Here is a 14054-nt window from a genome sequence, read left to right on the forward strand (position 1 = left end):
TGCTCGTCCGACTTCGTGGTGGCCGGCGAGTCCACGCGCTTCCTGGCCGGCGCCACGCGCGTGGCCATGGTGCCCGACGCGGGCGTGTCGGTCACGCTCACGCAGCTCGTGGGCTTTCGGCGCGCGATGGAGATCCTCATGCTCAACCCCACCATCACCGCCGCCGAGGCGAAGGAGATGGGCCTCGTCACGCGCGTGGTGGCCGACGAACAACTGATGAACGAGGCCTGGGCGCTCGCGCGCCAGCTCGCGGCGGGCGCGCCGGCCGCGCTGGCCAACACCAAGCGCCTCCTGTGGAACGGCATCGGACAAAGCGTGGAAGCGGCCATGCCCGAAGAGAACCACATCCAGGCCCTGCTGTCCGGCATGGCCGACGCGCGCGAGGGTCTGTCGGCGGTGATCGAGAAACGCGCGCCGCGTTTCATGGGGCGCTGAATGTCCGACGGCAAGACCGCGCGGCGACGCACCTTCGTCACGGGTGGGGCCAAGGGCATCGGCGCGGCCATCGTGCGCCGCCTCGTGGTCGACGGGCTCCAGGTGGTGTTCGCCGACTTGCAGGCGGACGCCGCGCAGCGGCTCGCGCAAGAGACCGGTGCCACGGCCGTCGTGCTGGACGTCTGCGACTTCGATCGCGTGCACGCCGTGGTCGCCGAACATGGCCCCTTCGACGTGCTGATCAACAACGCGGGCGTGGACCAGCACGCCTTTTTCACGAAGACCGGCCCGGCGGACTGGCGCCGCCTGCTCGGCGTGAACCTGGAGGCGGTGCTCAACACCACGCACGCGGTGCTGCCGTCGATGCAGGCGCAAGGCTTCGGGCGCATCGTCAACGTCGCCTCCGAAGCGGGCCGGCTCGGCTCGCGCGGCGGTTCGGTCTACGCGGCGGCCAAGGGCGGTGTCATCGCCTTCACGCGCTCGATCGCGCGCGAGAACGGCCGCCAGGGCATCACCGCCAACGTGGTGGCGCCGGGGCCTATCGACACGCCGCTGCTGCGCCAGGCCGTGGCCGAGGGCGGCGACAAGCTGATGGACGCGATGACCCAGGCCACGCTCGCGGGGCGGCTGGGAACGGGTGAGGAAGTGGCGGCCGTTGTGGCGTTTCTCGCGTCCGATGCCGCCAGCTACGTCACGGGCGAAGTACTTGGTGTGTCCGGCGGCATGGGATGCGGCGCATGAACAAGGGCCCCCACGCTCCGCCGCTGCGCGGGTCGCTGCCCCCCGAGGGGGCTGATCCGGCTTGGGGCGGCCCGGCGCCGGATCGTGCCTCGGTCGACACCGTCATCGCCCGCGTCAAGTCGGTCTACGGCCGCTGGCGCCGCGACACCCCCGTGGCGCAGATGCGCGCCGATTGGGACGCGCTGTTCAATGCCACCGGTGACGCCAGCTTCGAACCGGTGACCGCTGGCGGTGTGCCCTGCGCCTGGGTGACGGCGCCCGGCGCGCGCAGCGATCGCGTCATCGTCTATTTCCACGGCGGCGGCTTCCAGGTGGGCTCGCTCGCCTCGCACCGCGAGCTCATGTCGCGCCTGTCGGCCGAGGCCGGCGTGCGCGTGCTGGGCGTGGACTACCGGCTGGCGCCCGAGCACCGCCACCCCGCGCCGCTGCAGGACGCGTTGGCCGTGCTTGAATGGCTGCGGCGGCAGGGGTACGCCGCGCAGCACACCGCGCTGGCTGGCGATTCGGCCGGCGGCGGCCTGGCGCTGAGCGCGCTGCTCGCGCTGCAAGGCGAGGACGCGACGCCCGCCGCCGCCTTCCTGATGTCCGCCTGGACCGACCTGGCCGCCACGGGTGAAAGCTACGAGACCCGCGCCGCGAGCGACCCGATTCACCAGCGCCCCATGATCCAGGCGATGGCGCGCAACCACCTCGGCAAGGAGGGGGACCCGCGCGACCCGCTGGCCTCGCCGCTGTACGCCAGCGACGAGCAACTCGCGCACCTGCCCCCGCTGCTGTTGCAGGTGGGCGACCACGAAACCGTGCTGAGCGATTCCGTGGCCTTCGCGGCGCGCGTGAACGCGGCCGGTGGCCAGGCCGAATGCCAGGCCTGGCCCGGCATGGTCCACGTCTTCCAGCAATTCCCGGACGAGCTGCCCCAGGCGCGCGATGCGCTGCGACAGGGTGGCCACTTTCTCGCGGCCAAGCTCGGCCATGTACCCAACGGAGACCCCTCAGCATGATCGGAATCACCGCCTACGGTGGCTACGTGCCGCGCCTGCGCCTGTCGCGCCAGGCCGCCGCGCAGGCCAACGCCTGGTACGCGCCGCAATTCACCGGCCGCAAGGGCACACGCGCCTTCGCCAACTGGGACGAGGACAGCATCACCCTGGCCGTGGCCGCCGCGCGCGACTGCCTGGGCCCGGCGACATCACGCGATCGCGCGAACGTGCGCGCGCTGCTGCTGGCCAGCGACACGCTGCCCTTCGCCGAGCGCCTGAACGCGGGCGTGGTGGCCGGCGCGCTCGCGCTCGACGAGGGCATCGAGGCCATCGACCTCGGGGGCACGCAGCGCGCCGCCTTGTCCGCGTTCACCCAGGCCGTGGCGCGGGTGGCGGCCGGTGGTGGCGACACGCTGGTGCTGGCCGCCGACAACCGCCGCACGCGCGCGGCCAGCGCGCAGGAGCTGGAGTACGGCGACGCCGCCGCCGCGCTGCTCGTGGGCCGTGAGAACGTGCTCGCCGAGTACCTGGGCGCGGGCACCGTCACCGCCGACTTCGTGGACCACTTCCGCGCGGCAGGCGAAGAAGTGGACTACCACTGGGAAGAGCGCTGGGTGCGCGACGAGGGCATCACCCAGCTGGTACCGCGCGCCGTGAACGCAGCGCTGGCGCAGGCCGGCGTGGCCGCCAGCGAGGTGGACCACTTCATCTTCCCCAGCACCTTCGCCAAGATGGACCAGCAGCTCGCCAAGGCCTGCGGCATCCGGCCCGAGGCAGTGGTGGCCAACCTGAACGACGCCGTGGGCGACAGCGGCCTGCCGCACGGCCTGCTGCTGCTCGCGCACGCGCTGGAAACCGCGCGGCCGGGCCAGTGCGTCGTGCTGGCCCAGTTCGGCAGCGGCGCGCAGGCGCTGGTCTTCCGCGTCACCGACGCGATCGACAACTTCAAGCCCGTGCGCGGCGTGAGCCAGTGGCTGGCGCGTGGCATCGAGGAAAAGCACTACACGCGCTTCCTCTCGTTCAAGGGCCAGCTCGCGCTGGAGCGTGGCATGCGCGGCGAGGCCGACCGCAAGACCGCGCTGTCCACCGCGTGGCGCCACCACCAGGCGCTGCAGGGCCTGGTGGCGGGGCGCTGCGAGGTGACGGGCAGCGTGCACTTCCCGCCCTCGCGCCTGAGCTACGACGCCCAGCCGCTGCAGGACACGCAGAAGCCCCACCCGCTGGCCGACCGGCCGGCGCGCATCCTGAGCTGGTCGGCCGAGTACCTGTCGTGGCACCCGGCGCCGCCGCACCACTATGGGCAGATCGACTTCGAAGGCGGTGGCCGCATCCTGATGGACTTCACCGACCTGGAGGTCGGTGAGGTGGACAGCGGCACGCCGATGGAGATGGTGTTCCGCATCAAGGACATCGATGACCGCCGCGGCTTCACGCGGTACTTCTGGAAGGCCACGCCGGTGCGTGGCGCGAACGTTTAAGGAGCGGACCATGGCACACGGCATCAAGGACAAGGTCGCCATCCTCGGCATGGGCTGCAGCAAGTTCGGCGAGCGCTGGGACGCCAGCCCCGAGGACCTCATGCTCGAGGCCTACAACGAGGCCATGGCCGACGCCGGCATCGCGCCCGAGCAGCTCGGCGCGGCCTGGTTCTCCACCCACATGGACGACGTGGGCACGGGCCGCGGCGGCACGCCGATGAGCATCGCGCTGCGCCTGCCCAACATCGGCGTCACGCGGGTGGAGAACTTCTGCGCCGGCGGGTCCGAGGCCATCCGCGCGGCCGTGTACGCGGTCGCCGCGGGCGCCTGCGACATCGCGCTCGCACTCGGCGTGGAGAAGTTGAAGGACACCGGCTACGGTGGCCTGCCCATGGCCACCGTGGGCACCTACATCCCGCAGTGGTACCCCAACGCGGTGGCGCCGGCCAACTTCGCGCAGCTCGCCAGCGCCTACCGCGCCAGGCACGGCATAGCCGCCGACCTGCTCAAGCGCGCGATCTCGCACGTATCGGTGAAGAGCCACGCCAACGGCGCGAAGAACCCCAAGGCGCACCTGCAGAAGCCCATCACCGAAGAGCAGTGCCTGAAGGCGCCCACCATTGCGGCCCCGCTGGGCCTGTTCGATTGCTGCGGCGTGTCCGACGGCGCGGCGGCCGTGATCGTGACCACGCCCGAGATCGCGCGTTCGCTGGGCAAGAAGGACCTGGTCACCTTCAAGGCCTTGCAGGTGGCGGTGTCCAACGGCTGGGAGCTGCAATCCAGCGAGTGGGACGGCAGCTACGTGCACACCGCGCGCATCGCCGCGAAACGCGCCTACGCGGAGGCCGGCATTCACACACCGCGCGAGCAGATCAGCATGACCGAGGTGCACGACTGCTTCTCCATCACCGAGCTGGTGACCATGGAAGACCTGGGCCTCTCCGACGAAGGCCGCGCCGTGTACGACGTGCTCGACGGTCACTTCGACGCCGACGGCCGCGTGCCCTGCCAGATCGACGGCGGCCTCAAGTGCTTCGGCCACCCCGTGGGCGCCAGCGGCATCCGCATGCTCTACGAGATCTACCTGCAACTGCAGGGCCGCGCCGGTCCGCGCCAGCTCGCCGATCCCAAGACCGGCCTGATCCACAACCTCGGCGGACAGCCGTCGCAGAACGCGTGTTCGGTGTCGATCGTGGGTCTCGAAGGGGTCTGAAGCATGAACGACCAGGTCGTCCTGCTCGACCGCCCCGCGCCGCACGTGGCGCGCTTGCGCATCAACCGGCCCGACAAGCGAAACGCGATCGACCAGGCGGTGCGCCAGGGCTTCATCGATCACCTGCTCGCGCTGCAGGACGACGCCCAGGTGCGCGCCCTGGTGCTCGGTGGTGTCGATGGCGTGTTCTCCGCCGGGGGAGACATTCCGAGCATGCTCGGCCTGAACGAAGCCCAGGCGCGCGAGCGCATGCGCCACATCCACGTGCTGTGTCGCCTGGTGGCGGGTGCGCGCGTGCCGGTGGTGAGCGCCATGGAAGGCGTGACGGCGGGCGCGGCCGTGGGCCTGGCGCTGTTGGGCGACCGCATCGTCATCGGGCGCGGCGCGCGCGTGCTGTTTCCCTTTCTGAAACTGGGCCTGGCGCCGGACTGGGGGCAACTGCTCACGCTGCCGCGCCGCGTGGGCCTGCCCGTGGCGCGCCGCCTGCTGAGCGATGGCGATCCCGTGCAGGGCGAAGAGGCCTGGCGCATCGGCCTGGCCGACCTGATGTGCGAGGACGCCGAGGTGATGGACCGCGCGGTGGCACTGGCCGGCACGCTCGCGCAGTTGCCCACCGAGGCCTTCGCCCGCATGAAGCAGCGGCTGAACCAGCCCGCCGCCTCGCTCGACGACGAGCTGCAGCGCGAGGAGACCGATCAGGCCGTGTGCCTGCTCGGCGAGGATTTTCAGGAAGGCTACGCGGCCTTCCGCGACAAACGCGCCGCCGACTTCATTGCGCGGCCGGGAGCGAAACGATGAGTGAGACCCGCGTTCAGGCAGCGGTTGTTCAGGCGCCCGTTGTGCTGTCGCGCGAAGGCGCGGTCGGCGTGCTCACGCTCAACCGCCCCGAGAAGCGCAACGCGCTGGACCTGACGATGCGCGCCGCCATCGCCGCCGCCGTGCGCGAGCTGGAGGCTGACGAAACCGTGAGGGCCATCGTGGTCACCGGTGGCGACAGCGTGTTCGCGGCCGGTGCCGACCTGAACCTGCTGGTCGACAAGGGCGCGCAGGACGTGGCCAACATCGACCTCGGCCAGTACTGGGCCCCGCTGGCGAACGCGCGCAAGCCCGTGGTGGCGGCGGTCAGCGGTTTCGCGCTCGGCGCGGGTTGCGAACTCGCGCTCATGTGCGACTTCATCGTCGCCGACGCCAGCGCGCGGTTGGGTCAGCCCGAGCTGGCCGTGGGCATCATGCCCGGCGCGGGCGGCACGCAGCGCCTGGTGCGCACCGTGGGCAAGCAGGTGGCCAGCCTCATGCTGATGACGGCCGAGCCGCTCACCGGCGAGCGCGCCTTCCAGCTCGGCCTGGTGGCCGAACTCGTGCCCGAGGACCAGGCGCTTTTGCGCGCGCTGGAACTCGCGCGCAAGGCGGCGCGCATGCCACCGAAGGCCATCGAGGCCACCAAGCGCGTGCTGCGCCAGGGCGCCGACTTGCCGCTGGACGTCGCGCTCGCGCTGGAGAACCGCGAGTTCCTGCTGCTCTTCGATACCGAGGACAAGACCGAGGGCATGCGCGCCTTCCTCGACAAACGCAAGCCGCAATTCAACGGCCGCTGATCGCCGCACAAAAGAAGAGACTTCATGGCAACTGCATCTCCCACCACCATCGGCGTCGTCGGCGCCGGCACCATGGGCCGCGGCATCGTGCAGCTCTTCGCGCAGGCCGGTCACACGGTGTTCTGCCACGACGCGCAGCCCGGCGCCGCCGCGAAGGCCGTCGAGTACGTCGATGGCATGTTCGCGCGCGCGGTGGAAAAGGGCCGCATGACGGCTGCCGCGCACGAGGGCGCGCGCCAGCGCCTCAAGGCCTGCGACAGCCTGGCCGACCTCGCGGACTGCGAACTGGTCATCGAGGCCATCGTCGAAGACCTGGAAGTCAAGCGCGCGCTGTTCCGCGAACTCGAGGGCCTGCTCGGTGACGGCGCGATCCTCGCCAGCAACACCTCCTCGCTCACCGTGGCCGAGATCGCGGCCGCCTGCCGGCGGCCCGATCGCGTGGCCGGCCTGCACTTCTTCAACCCCGTGCCGCTGATGAAGGTGGCCGAGGTCATCGCCGCCGTGCGCACCGCGCCCGCCGTGGTGCGCCGCCTGCGCGAACTCACCGAAGGCGCGGGCCACCGCGCGGTGGTCACCGCCGACCAGCCGGGATTCCTCATCAACCACGCGGGGCGCGGCCTCTACACCGAAGGCCTGCGCATCGTCGAGGAACAGGTGGCCACGCCCGCCGACGTGGACGACGTGCTGCGCGAGGCCCTGGGCTTTCGCATGGGGCCGTTCGAGCTGCTGGACCTCACGGGCCTGGACGTGTCCTCGCGCGTGATGGCCTCGATCTATGAGCAGTTCCAGCAGGAGCCGCGTTTCCGTCCTTCGTCCCTGGTGCCGCCGCGCGTGGCCGCCGGCCTGTTCGGCCGCAAGAGCGGCGAGGGCTGGTACCGCTACGCCGAGGGGCAACAGCAACGTCCGCCTGCGCGGGCCGTGCCTGCCTTGCCCAACGCGCTGGCGGTGTGGGTGGACCCTGCCGCGAGCGGCGCGGCCGGGCTGCGTGAACTCGCGATTGCGGCCGGTGCGCGCCTCGTCGATGAGGCATCCAGCGCGGACCTGAACCTCCTGATGCCCTGGGGCAACGACGCCACCAGCACCGCACTCTCGCTCGGCTTGGACGCCGCGAGATGCGTCGCCGTGGACCCCTTGCCGCCACTCGCGCTGCGCCGCACGCTCATGCTCACGGCCGTCACCACCCCCGAAGCGCGTGATGCCGCGCACGCGCTGCTCGCGAAGGACGGCACCGCAGTGACCCTCATCAACGACAGCCCCGGCTTCATCGCCCAGCGCGTGATGGCCACCATCGTCAACATCGCCGCCAACATCGCGCAGCGCGGCATCGCCAGCGTGGCCGACCTGGAAGACGCCGTGCGCCTGGGCCTGGGCTACCCGCAAGGCCCGCTGGGCTGGGGCGACCGGCTCGGCGCGGACCGGATGCTGGAGATCCTGCGCGCGCAACTCGCCGCCACCGGTGATCCGCGTTACCGCCCCAGTGCCTGGCTCGCGCGCCGCGTGGCGCTGGGGCTGTCGCTCACCACACCGGAGGCCACGCGATGAGTGCGACGTCCCTTGACCTGGCGCACCTGCAACAGTGGGTGGGTCGCAGCGAATCGCGCGAGCAGCACCTCGACCCCTTCCCGGCGCGCGCGCTCGCGGGCCTGCTGGATCGCGAGCAGGCGTTCGACAGCGGCGACGCCCTGCCGCTGCCCTGGCACTGGCTCTACTTCCTCGACGCGCCGCGCCGCGAAGGCACGGGCGCGGACGGCCACCCGAAACGCGGCGGCTTCCTGCCGCCTGTGCCGCTGCCGCGCCGCATGTGGGCCGCGGGTGAACTCACGCTGCACGAGCCGCTGCGCCTGGGCCGCGCGGCGCGCAAGACCTCCACCGTGCGCAGCGTGGAGCTCAAACAGGGCAAGGCCGGCGCGCTGGTCTTCGTCACCGTCGCGCACGAGCTGGCGCAGGACGGCCACCCCTGCATCAGCGAGCTGCAGCGCATCGTCTACCGCGAAGCGCCCACCGCGCCCGCGCCGCTGCCGCCCGGCGAGGCCGCGCCCGCCGACGCCACCTGGCAGCGCACCGTGGCCCCCGACGCGGTGATGCTGTTCCGCTACTCCGCGCTCACCTACAACGGCCACCGCATCCACTACGACCGCGACTACGCCACGCGCGAGGAGTTCTACCCCGCGCTGGTGGTGCACGGCCCCTTGCTCGCCACGCTGCTGCTCGACCTGGCCGAGCGCGAGCGGCCCGAGGCGCATGCCGCGCACTTCAGCTTCCGCGCGCAGCGGCCCGCCTTCGACACCGACACGTTGCGCCTCAACGGCCGCCTGAACGACGAGGGCGCCACGCTCTGGACCAGCGACCCCGCGGGCTTCGTCGGCATGAACGCCACGCTGCGCTGGCGCTGACCCCAACCCACACGAACATCCCCAGGAGACAGACAGATGACCCACCCCCACTACGACGCCGTCGTGATCGGCGCTGGCGCCGGTGGCATGAGCGCGGCGGCCCACCTCGTCGCCGCGGGCCGCCAGGTGCTGCTCGTGGAGTCGCAGGACCGCCTCGGCGGCCGCGCCTCCAGCGAAGAGATCGATGGCTTCATCGTCAACCGCGGCGCCATCGCCATCGAGCGCGGCAGCGGCTTCGAGCAGACCTTCGACTTGCTGGGCGTGCCGCTGGACGTGCGCGAGCCCCAGCCCGCCACCGTGTTCCGCATCGACGGCAAGATCATCGACCCCAGCAAGGGCGGTGGCTGGAACCTCATCCTTGGCGGCCTGACCAAGGCGGCGGCGAAGATCGGCGCGAGCTTTGGCGACGTGCGCAAGGGCAACGCGGACCTGCCCGAGGAAACGCTGTCCACCGAGGACTGGCTGAAGAAGTTCACCAAGAATCCCACCGTGCACCGCCTGTTCCGCAACTTCTGCGCCGCCATCTGGGCGGCCAACGCGAACGAGTTGCCCGCCCGCGCCTTCCTCACCTACTTCGCCTTCAAGGGCGCGTTCAAGCGCTTCGGCTTCTGCCCGCGCGGCACCATCGGCCTGTGGAACGACCTGGGCGCCGGCATCCGCGCCAAGGGCGGCGAGATCTGGCTCGACGCGCCCGTGAGCCGCATCCATGTGGAAGGCGGGCGCGCGACGGGCGTGGACGTGGTGCGCAACGGCGTGACGCAGCGCATCGACGCCCGGGTCGTCATCAGCAACGTCGGCCCGGCCGCCACGATCCGGCTGGCCGGCGAAGAGGCCATGGGCGAGGCCTACGTGGCCCAGGCGCGCAAGGTGCTGCGCCCGGCCGCCAACATCGTGGTCAACTTCGCCACGCGGCAGCGCCTGATCGACCAGCCCGGCCTCATCACCTTCGCCAACACCGAGCGACTGTGCAACCTGGGTGAACTCACCGCCATGTGCCCCGAGATGGCGCCGCCCGGCTGGTACCTGTACGTGGCCTACGTGGTGCCCAAGCCCGCGCTGGGCAATTTCGACGAGAAGGCCGAGACCGAGCTGGGCCTGCAGGACCTGCGCAACGAGTTCCCCGGCTTCGCCGAGGCGAAGATCCTGTCGATCCGTGTGATGCGCGACGAATGGCCTGCCCAGCGCTCCTGCGCCGGCTACGACATGCCGCAGGAAACGCCGCTGCCCAACCTCTGGAACGTGGGCGATGCGGTGAAGGACTACGGCGGCGGTGGCACGCAGGCTTGCGTGGACACGGGGCGCGAGGCGGCGCACAAGGCGCTGGGCGTGCTTGGCGTGGGACAGGTGGCGTGATGTCCGACATGGCAGAACCGATGCAACAACAACTGGCCGACGCGAGCGCCGTGCTGGCGCGCGTGCGGACCCTCTTCGACGCCGGCGTGCTGGCGCTGGCTCAGCGCTGCCAGGACGGCACTCGCCTGAACGCCCGGCGCCTGGACGAGCACCAGGTGGCGAGCTTCGAGATGGCCTGGGCCGGTGCCGAACTGCTGGCCGCCGAGACCGCCATCGCCGCGCTCACGCCGGCCAGCGCGCCGCTGGATGCGCGCCTCGCGCTGGTGTTCACGGTGGACGCGGTGGTGGCCTTGCTCGACCGCCTGGACGTGATGCTGGCCGAGGCCGGCCAGGACCCGGCGGCGGTGGACGCGCTGCGTGCCTTGCCCGAGTGGCGCGCCTTGCGCCAGGCCGCCGGTGGCAGCGAGTCCCTGCAGGCCGCGGGCCGTGGCGTGATCGACGCGCAGGGCGTCGTGGGCGAGGTCGCGCTCGATGAGCAGCACGCACTGGCGCAGGACGCCTTCCGCCGCTTCGCGCAGGAGGTCGTCGCGCCGCAGGCCGAAGCCATCCACCGCCACGACCTCACCGTGCCCGAGTCCCTGTTGCAGCCCATGCGCGAGATGGGGGTGTTCGGCCTGGCCATTCCCGAGCGCTTCGGCGGCAGCGCGCCCGACGACCGAGAGGACACCCTGCTCATGGTGGTGGTGACCGAGGCCTTGTCCGAAGGCTCGCTCGCCGCCGCGGGCAGCCTGATCACCCGGCCCGAGATCCTCACGCGCGCGCTGCTGGCCGGTGGCACCGACGAGCAGAAGGCGCACTGGCTGCCGCGCCTGGCCGCGGGCGACCCGCTGTGCGCCATCGCCATGACCGAGCCCGATTGCGGCTCCGACCTCGCGGCCTGCCAGCTCAAGGGCACGCGCGTGGACGGCGGCTGGGTGCTCAACGGCGCCAAGACCTGGTGCACCTTCGCCGGCAAGGCCGGCGTGCTGATGGTGGTGACACGCACGGACCCCGACCGCTCGCTGGGCCACAAGGGTTTGTCGGTGCTGCTGGCCGAGAAGCCGTCCTTCGACTCGCACGAGTTCGAGGTGGTGCAGGACGGTGGCGGCAAGCTCGGTGGCCGCGCCATCCCCACCATCGGCTACCGCGGCATGCATTCCTTCGATCTGTCCTTCCAGGACTACTTCGTGCCCGACGCCCACGTGGTCGGTGGCGAGGCGGGCCTCGGCAAGGGCTTCTACTACACGCTCGCCGGCATGGTGGGCGGGCGCATGCAGACCTCGGCTCGCGCCTGCGGCGTGATGCGCGCGGCCCTGCGCGCGGCCGTGCGCTACACGCAGGACCGCAAGGTCTTCGGCGCGCCGCTGGCCGACTTCGCGCTCACGCAGGCCAAGATCGCGCGCATGGGCGCGCGCCTGGCGGCCTGCCGGCGCCTGGCCTACACGGTGGCCGGCATCGTCGATGGCGGCCAGGGCCGCATGGAGGCCAGCCTGGTGAAGCTGCTGGCCTGCCGCTCGGCTGAGCTCGTCACGCGCGAGGCGCTGCAACTGCACGGCGGCATGGGCTACGCGGAGGAGACGCCGGTGAGCCGCTACTTCGTCGACGCGCGCGTGCTGTCCATTTTCGAAGGCGCGGAGGAGACGCTCGCGCTCAAGGTCGTGGCGCGCAGCCTGATGGAGCGCGCGCTGGGCCTCAACACCAGCGGAGCGTGACATGGGCGCGAACGGCAACGGCATCCTGAGCGGCATGCGCGTGGTGGAGGCCGCGGCCTTCGTGGCCGCGCCGCTGGGCGGCATGACGCTGGCGCAGATGGGCGCCGACGTGATCCGCATCGACGCGCTGGGCGGCGGTCTCGATTACCGGCGCTGGCCGGTGACGCAGGACAACACCAGCCTGTTCTGGTGCGGCCTGAACAAGGCCAAGCGCTCGGTGGCGCTGGACCTCGCCTCGCCCGAGGGCCGCGAGCTCGCCATGGCCATCGCCTGCGCGCCGGGCGAGGACGCGGGCCTGTTCCTCACCAACTTCCCGCCGCGCGGCTGGCTGGACCACGAGCAACTCAAGGCGAAGCGGCCCGACCTGATCCAGCTCACGCTGATGGGCGACCGCCACGGCGGCTCGGCCGTGGACTACACCGTGAACGCGCGCCTGGGCCTGCCGTACATGACCGGCCCTGTGGACGGCGAGGGCGCGGTCAACCACGTGCTGCCCGCGTGGGACCTGATCACCGGCCAGATGGTGGCCGTGGGCCTGCTCGCCGCCGAGCGCCACCGCCGCCGCACCGGCCAGGGGCAGCACGTGAAGCTGGCGCTGGAGGACGTGGCGCTGGCGGTGATGCAGCACCTGGGCTTCATCGCCGAGGCGCAACAGGGCCAGCCGCGCGAGCGGCACGGCAACGCGCTGTTTGGCGCGTTCGGGCGCGACTTCGCGACACAGGACGGCGAGCGCGTGATGGTGGTGGGCCTCACGCTCAAGCAGTGGCGTTCCATCGTGGAGGCCACGCGGCTCGGCGAGGCGGTGGACGCGCTGGGCGCGCGGCTTGGCGTGGACCTGTCGCGTGAGGGTGAGCGCTTCAATGCGCGCGCCGACCTCGCCGCATTGATCGGCCCCTGGATTGCTGCACGGCCTTTCAGCGACGTGGCGCAGGCCTTCGAGCGGCACGGCGTCTGCTGGAGCCGTTACCAGACCATCGCCGAACTCGCGAACGATGCCGAGTGCTCGCCGGCCAACCCGATGTTCCGCAGCGTGCAGCAGCCCGGCGTGGGCGAGCTGCTCGCCGCCGGCATTCCGCTGGACTTCGGCGCCGTGCCGCGTGTGCCGGCGCAGGCCGCGCCGCGGTTGGGGGAGCACACCGAAGAAGTGCTCACGCAACTGCTCGGCATCGACGCCGCTCAGTTCGGGCGTCTGCACGACCAGGGTGTGGTCCGTGTGGCCGAGGGCTGACGCGCCAACCCAGCCTGCAATAAAAACCTTCCGTCCGACCCACAGGGGAAACCCCAAGTAAGACGATCACCCAAACCCTTCTCATATACCGTCCCGTCGGACTATTATTGAACCCGTGCAACGCAGGCTGTTCTGCGCGGTCCGTGAGTTCCTGCCAGCCCCACCACCCTTAGGAGACAAGCCATGATTTCCCGCACCCGCCGCCTCGTCGGCGCCCTGGCGCTGATCGGCGCCTTCATGACCGCCGCCCCCGCGTCCGCTCAGACCACCACGCTGAAGTACTCCAACTGGCTGCCCGTGGGCCAGGCCATGCGCATGGAGGTCATCGAGCCCTGGATCGCCGAGGTGGAGAAGGTCACCGCCGGCCGAGTGAAGATCGACACCCTGCCCAAGGTGGTGGGCACGCTGCCCGCGCAGTTCGACGTGGCGCGCGACGGCCAGGCCGACCTGGTGGTCTTCATCCCCGGCTACACGCCCAACCGCTTCGACATCCTCGAAGCGCTGCAGATGCCCTTCGTCAGCGACAACCCCGAGGTGCTCGCGCCCATCGCCGACCGCTTCTTCCGCAAGAACCTCGCGCAGTACGGTGAATTCAAGGGCGTGCACCCGCTGTCCGTCTACGTGGTCTCACCCGGTCAGCTCTTCAACAACAAGCGCGCCCTGCGCAGCATCGCCGACTTCAAGGGCCTGAAGTTCCGCAGCCCGCAGCCCAGCGCCACGCAGGCCCTCACCCTGCTGGGCGCCGTGCCGGTGAACAAGCCCGTGAGCGAGACCTATGAGCTGATGTCCTCCGGCGTGCTCGACGGCACGCTCATGCCGCCCGAGTCCATCCCGGCCTTCAAGCTCAACGACCTGGTGTCGCACGCCACCATCGTGCCGGGCGCCATCTACAACACCGTGCTGGTGCTGGGCATCAACGAGGACAAGTGGAAGTCCATCAGCGCCGC

General features: G+C 71.2%; 13 protein-coding genes. All 13 read left to right on the top strand.

The genetic code is table 11. From position 1 onward, the window contains the following. The coding region (locus VLG41_RS17330) for an enoyl-CoA hydratase/isomerase family protein (RefSeq protein WP_325350638.1) at positions 1-435 on the top strand (435 nt) is incomplete at its 5' end. Continuing rightward, positions 436-1176, top strand: a complete 741-nt coding sequence (locus tag VLG41_RS17335; protein WP_325350639.1) for an SDR family NAD(P)-dependent oxidoreductase — start codon at positions 436-438, stop codon at positions 1174-1176. Beyond that, positions 1173-2177: an alpha/beta hydrolase gene (locus VLG41_RS17340; protein WP_325350640.1), complete on the top strand. Its 1005-nt coding sequence runs from the start codon at positions 1173-1175 to the stop codon at positions 2175-2177. The genes VLG41_RS17335 and VLG41_RS17340 overlap by 4 nt, the downstream gene beginning before the upstream one ends. After that, on the top strand, positions 2174-3634 hold the full coding sequence (locus VLG41_RS17345; protein ID WP_325350641.1) for a 3-oxoacyl-[acyl-carrier-protein] synthase III C-terminal domain-containing protein: 1461 nt from the start codon (positions 2174-2176) through the stop codon (positions 3632-3634). Before VLG41_RS17340 ends, VLG41_RS17345 begins: the two co-directional genes overlap by 4 nt. A gap of 10 nt (positions 3635-3644) precedes the next feature. Then, positions 3645-4847 (top strand): acetyl-CoA acetyltransferase, encoded by a 1203-nt coding sequence (locus tag VLG41_RS17350; RefSeq protein WP_325350642.1) that lies wholly within the window; start codon positions 3645-3647, stop codon positions 4845-4847. A 3-nt stretch (positions 4848-4850) separates the two neighbouring features. Beyond that, on the top strand, positions 4851-5645 hold the full coding sequence (locus tag VLG41_RS17355; RefSeq protein ID WP_325350643.1) for an enoyl-CoA hydratase/isomerase family protein: 795 nt from the start codon (positions 4851-4853) through the stop codon (positions 5643-5645). Next, complete coding sequence (locus VLG41_RS17360; RefSeq protein WP_325350644.1) at positions 5642-6442, top strand: enoyl-CoA hydratase-related protein; 801 nt, start codon at positions 5642-5644, stop codon at positions 6440-6442. Before VLG41_RS17355 ends, VLG41_RS17360 begins: the two co-directional genes overlap by 4 nt. Before the next feature lie 24 nt (positions 6443-6466). Then, positions 6467-7984 (top strand): 3-hydroxyacyl-CoA dehydrogenase, encoded by a 1518-nt coding sequence (locus tag VLG41_RS17365; RefSeq protein ID WP_325350645.1) that lies wholly within the window; start codon positions 6467-6469, stop codon positions 7982-7984. Beyond that, a complete protein-coding gene (locus VLG41_RS17370; RefSeq protein ID WP_325350646.1) occupies positions 7981-8835 on the top strand; it encodes an FAS1-like dehydratase domain-containing protein in 855 nt (284 codons plus the stop codon). The genes VLG41_RS17365 and VLG41_RS17370 overlap by 4 nt, the downstream gene beginning before the upstream one ends. Before the next feature lie 36 nt (positions 8836-8871). Beyond that, positions 8872-10188 (top strand): phytoene desaturase family protein, encoded by a 1317-nt coding sequence (locus VLG41_RS17375; RefSeq protein ID WP_325350647.1) that lies wholly within the window; start codon positions 8872-8874, stop codon positions 10186-10188. Further along, the gene (locus VLG41_RS17380; RefSeq protein WP_325350648.1) at positions 10188-11879 is read left to right on the top strand and encodes an acyl-CoA dehydrogenase family protein; all 1692 of its coding nucleotides are present in this window, start codon (positions 10188-10190) and stop codon (positions 11877-11879) included. Before VLG41_RS17375 ends, VLG41_RS17380 begins: the two co-directional genes overlap by 1 nt. A gap of 1 nt (position 11880) precedes the next feature. Then, positions 11881-13107: a CoA transferase gene (locus tag VLG41_RS17385; RefSeq protein ID WP_325350649.1), complete on the top strand. Its 1227-nt coding sequence runs from the start codon at positions 11881-11883 to the stop codon at positions 13105-13107. 183 nt (positions 13108-13290) lie between these two features. Further along, positions 13291-14054, top strand: a 764-nt coding sequence (gene dctP, locus VLG41_RS17390) for a TRAP transporter substrate-binding protein DctP (protein WP_325350650.1), incomplete at its 3' end; no start/stop codon positions are given.

It is taken from the genome of Hydrogenophaga sp. (genome assembly GCF_035481345.1).
In the GTDB taxonomy this organism is placed as follows: Bacteria; Pseudomonadota; Gammaproteobacteria; order Burkholderiales; family Burkholderiaceae_C; genus Hydrogenophaga.

Bases quoted from the DNA above. Each gene is read 5' to 3' on its own strand.
- VLG41_RS17335 (WP_325350639.1), top strand. From the start codon at position 436: ATGTCCGACGGCAAGACCGCGCGGCGACGCACCTTCGTCACGGGTGGG.
- VLG41_RS17340 (WP_325350640.1), top strand. From the start codon at position 1,173: ATGAACAAGGGCCCCCACGCTCCGCCGCTGCGCGGGTCGCTGCCCCCC.
- VLG41_RS17345 (WP_325350641.1), top strand. From the start codon at position 2,174: ATGATCGGAATCACCGCCTACGGTGGCTACGTGCCGCGCCTGCGCCTG.
- VLG41_RS17350 (WP_325350642.1), top strand. From the start codon at position 3,645: ATGGCACACGGCATCAAGGACAAGGTCGCCATCCTCGGCATGGGCTGC.
- VLG41_RS17355 (WP_325350643.1), top strand. From the start codon at position 4,851: ATGAACGACCAGGTCGTCCTGCTCGACCGCCCCGCGCCGCACGTGGCG.
- VLG41_RS17360 (WP_325350644.1), top strand. From the start codon at position 5,642: ATGAGTGAGACCCGCGTTCAGGCAGCGGTTGTTCAGGCGCCCGTTGTG.
- VLG41_RS17365 (WP_325350645.1), top strand. From the start codon at position 6,467: ATGGCAACTGCATCTCCCACCACCATCGGCGTCGTCGGCGCCGGCACC.
- VLG41_RS17370 (WP_325350646.1), top strand. From the start codon at position 7,981: ATGAGTGCGACGTCCCTTGACCTGGCGCACCTGCAACAGTGGGTGGGT.
- VLG41_RS17375 (WP_325350647.1), top strand. From the start codon at position 8,872: ATGACCCACCCCCACTACGACGCCGTCGTGATCGGCGCTGGCGCCGGT.
- VLG41_RS17380 (WP_325350648.1), top strand. From the start codon at position 10,188: ATGTCCGACATGGCAGAACCGATGCAACAACAACTGGCCGACGCGAGC.
- VLG41_RS17385 (WP_325350649.1), top strand. From the start codon at position 11,881: ATGGGCGCGAACGGCAACGGCATCCTGAGCGGCATGCGCGTGGTGGAG.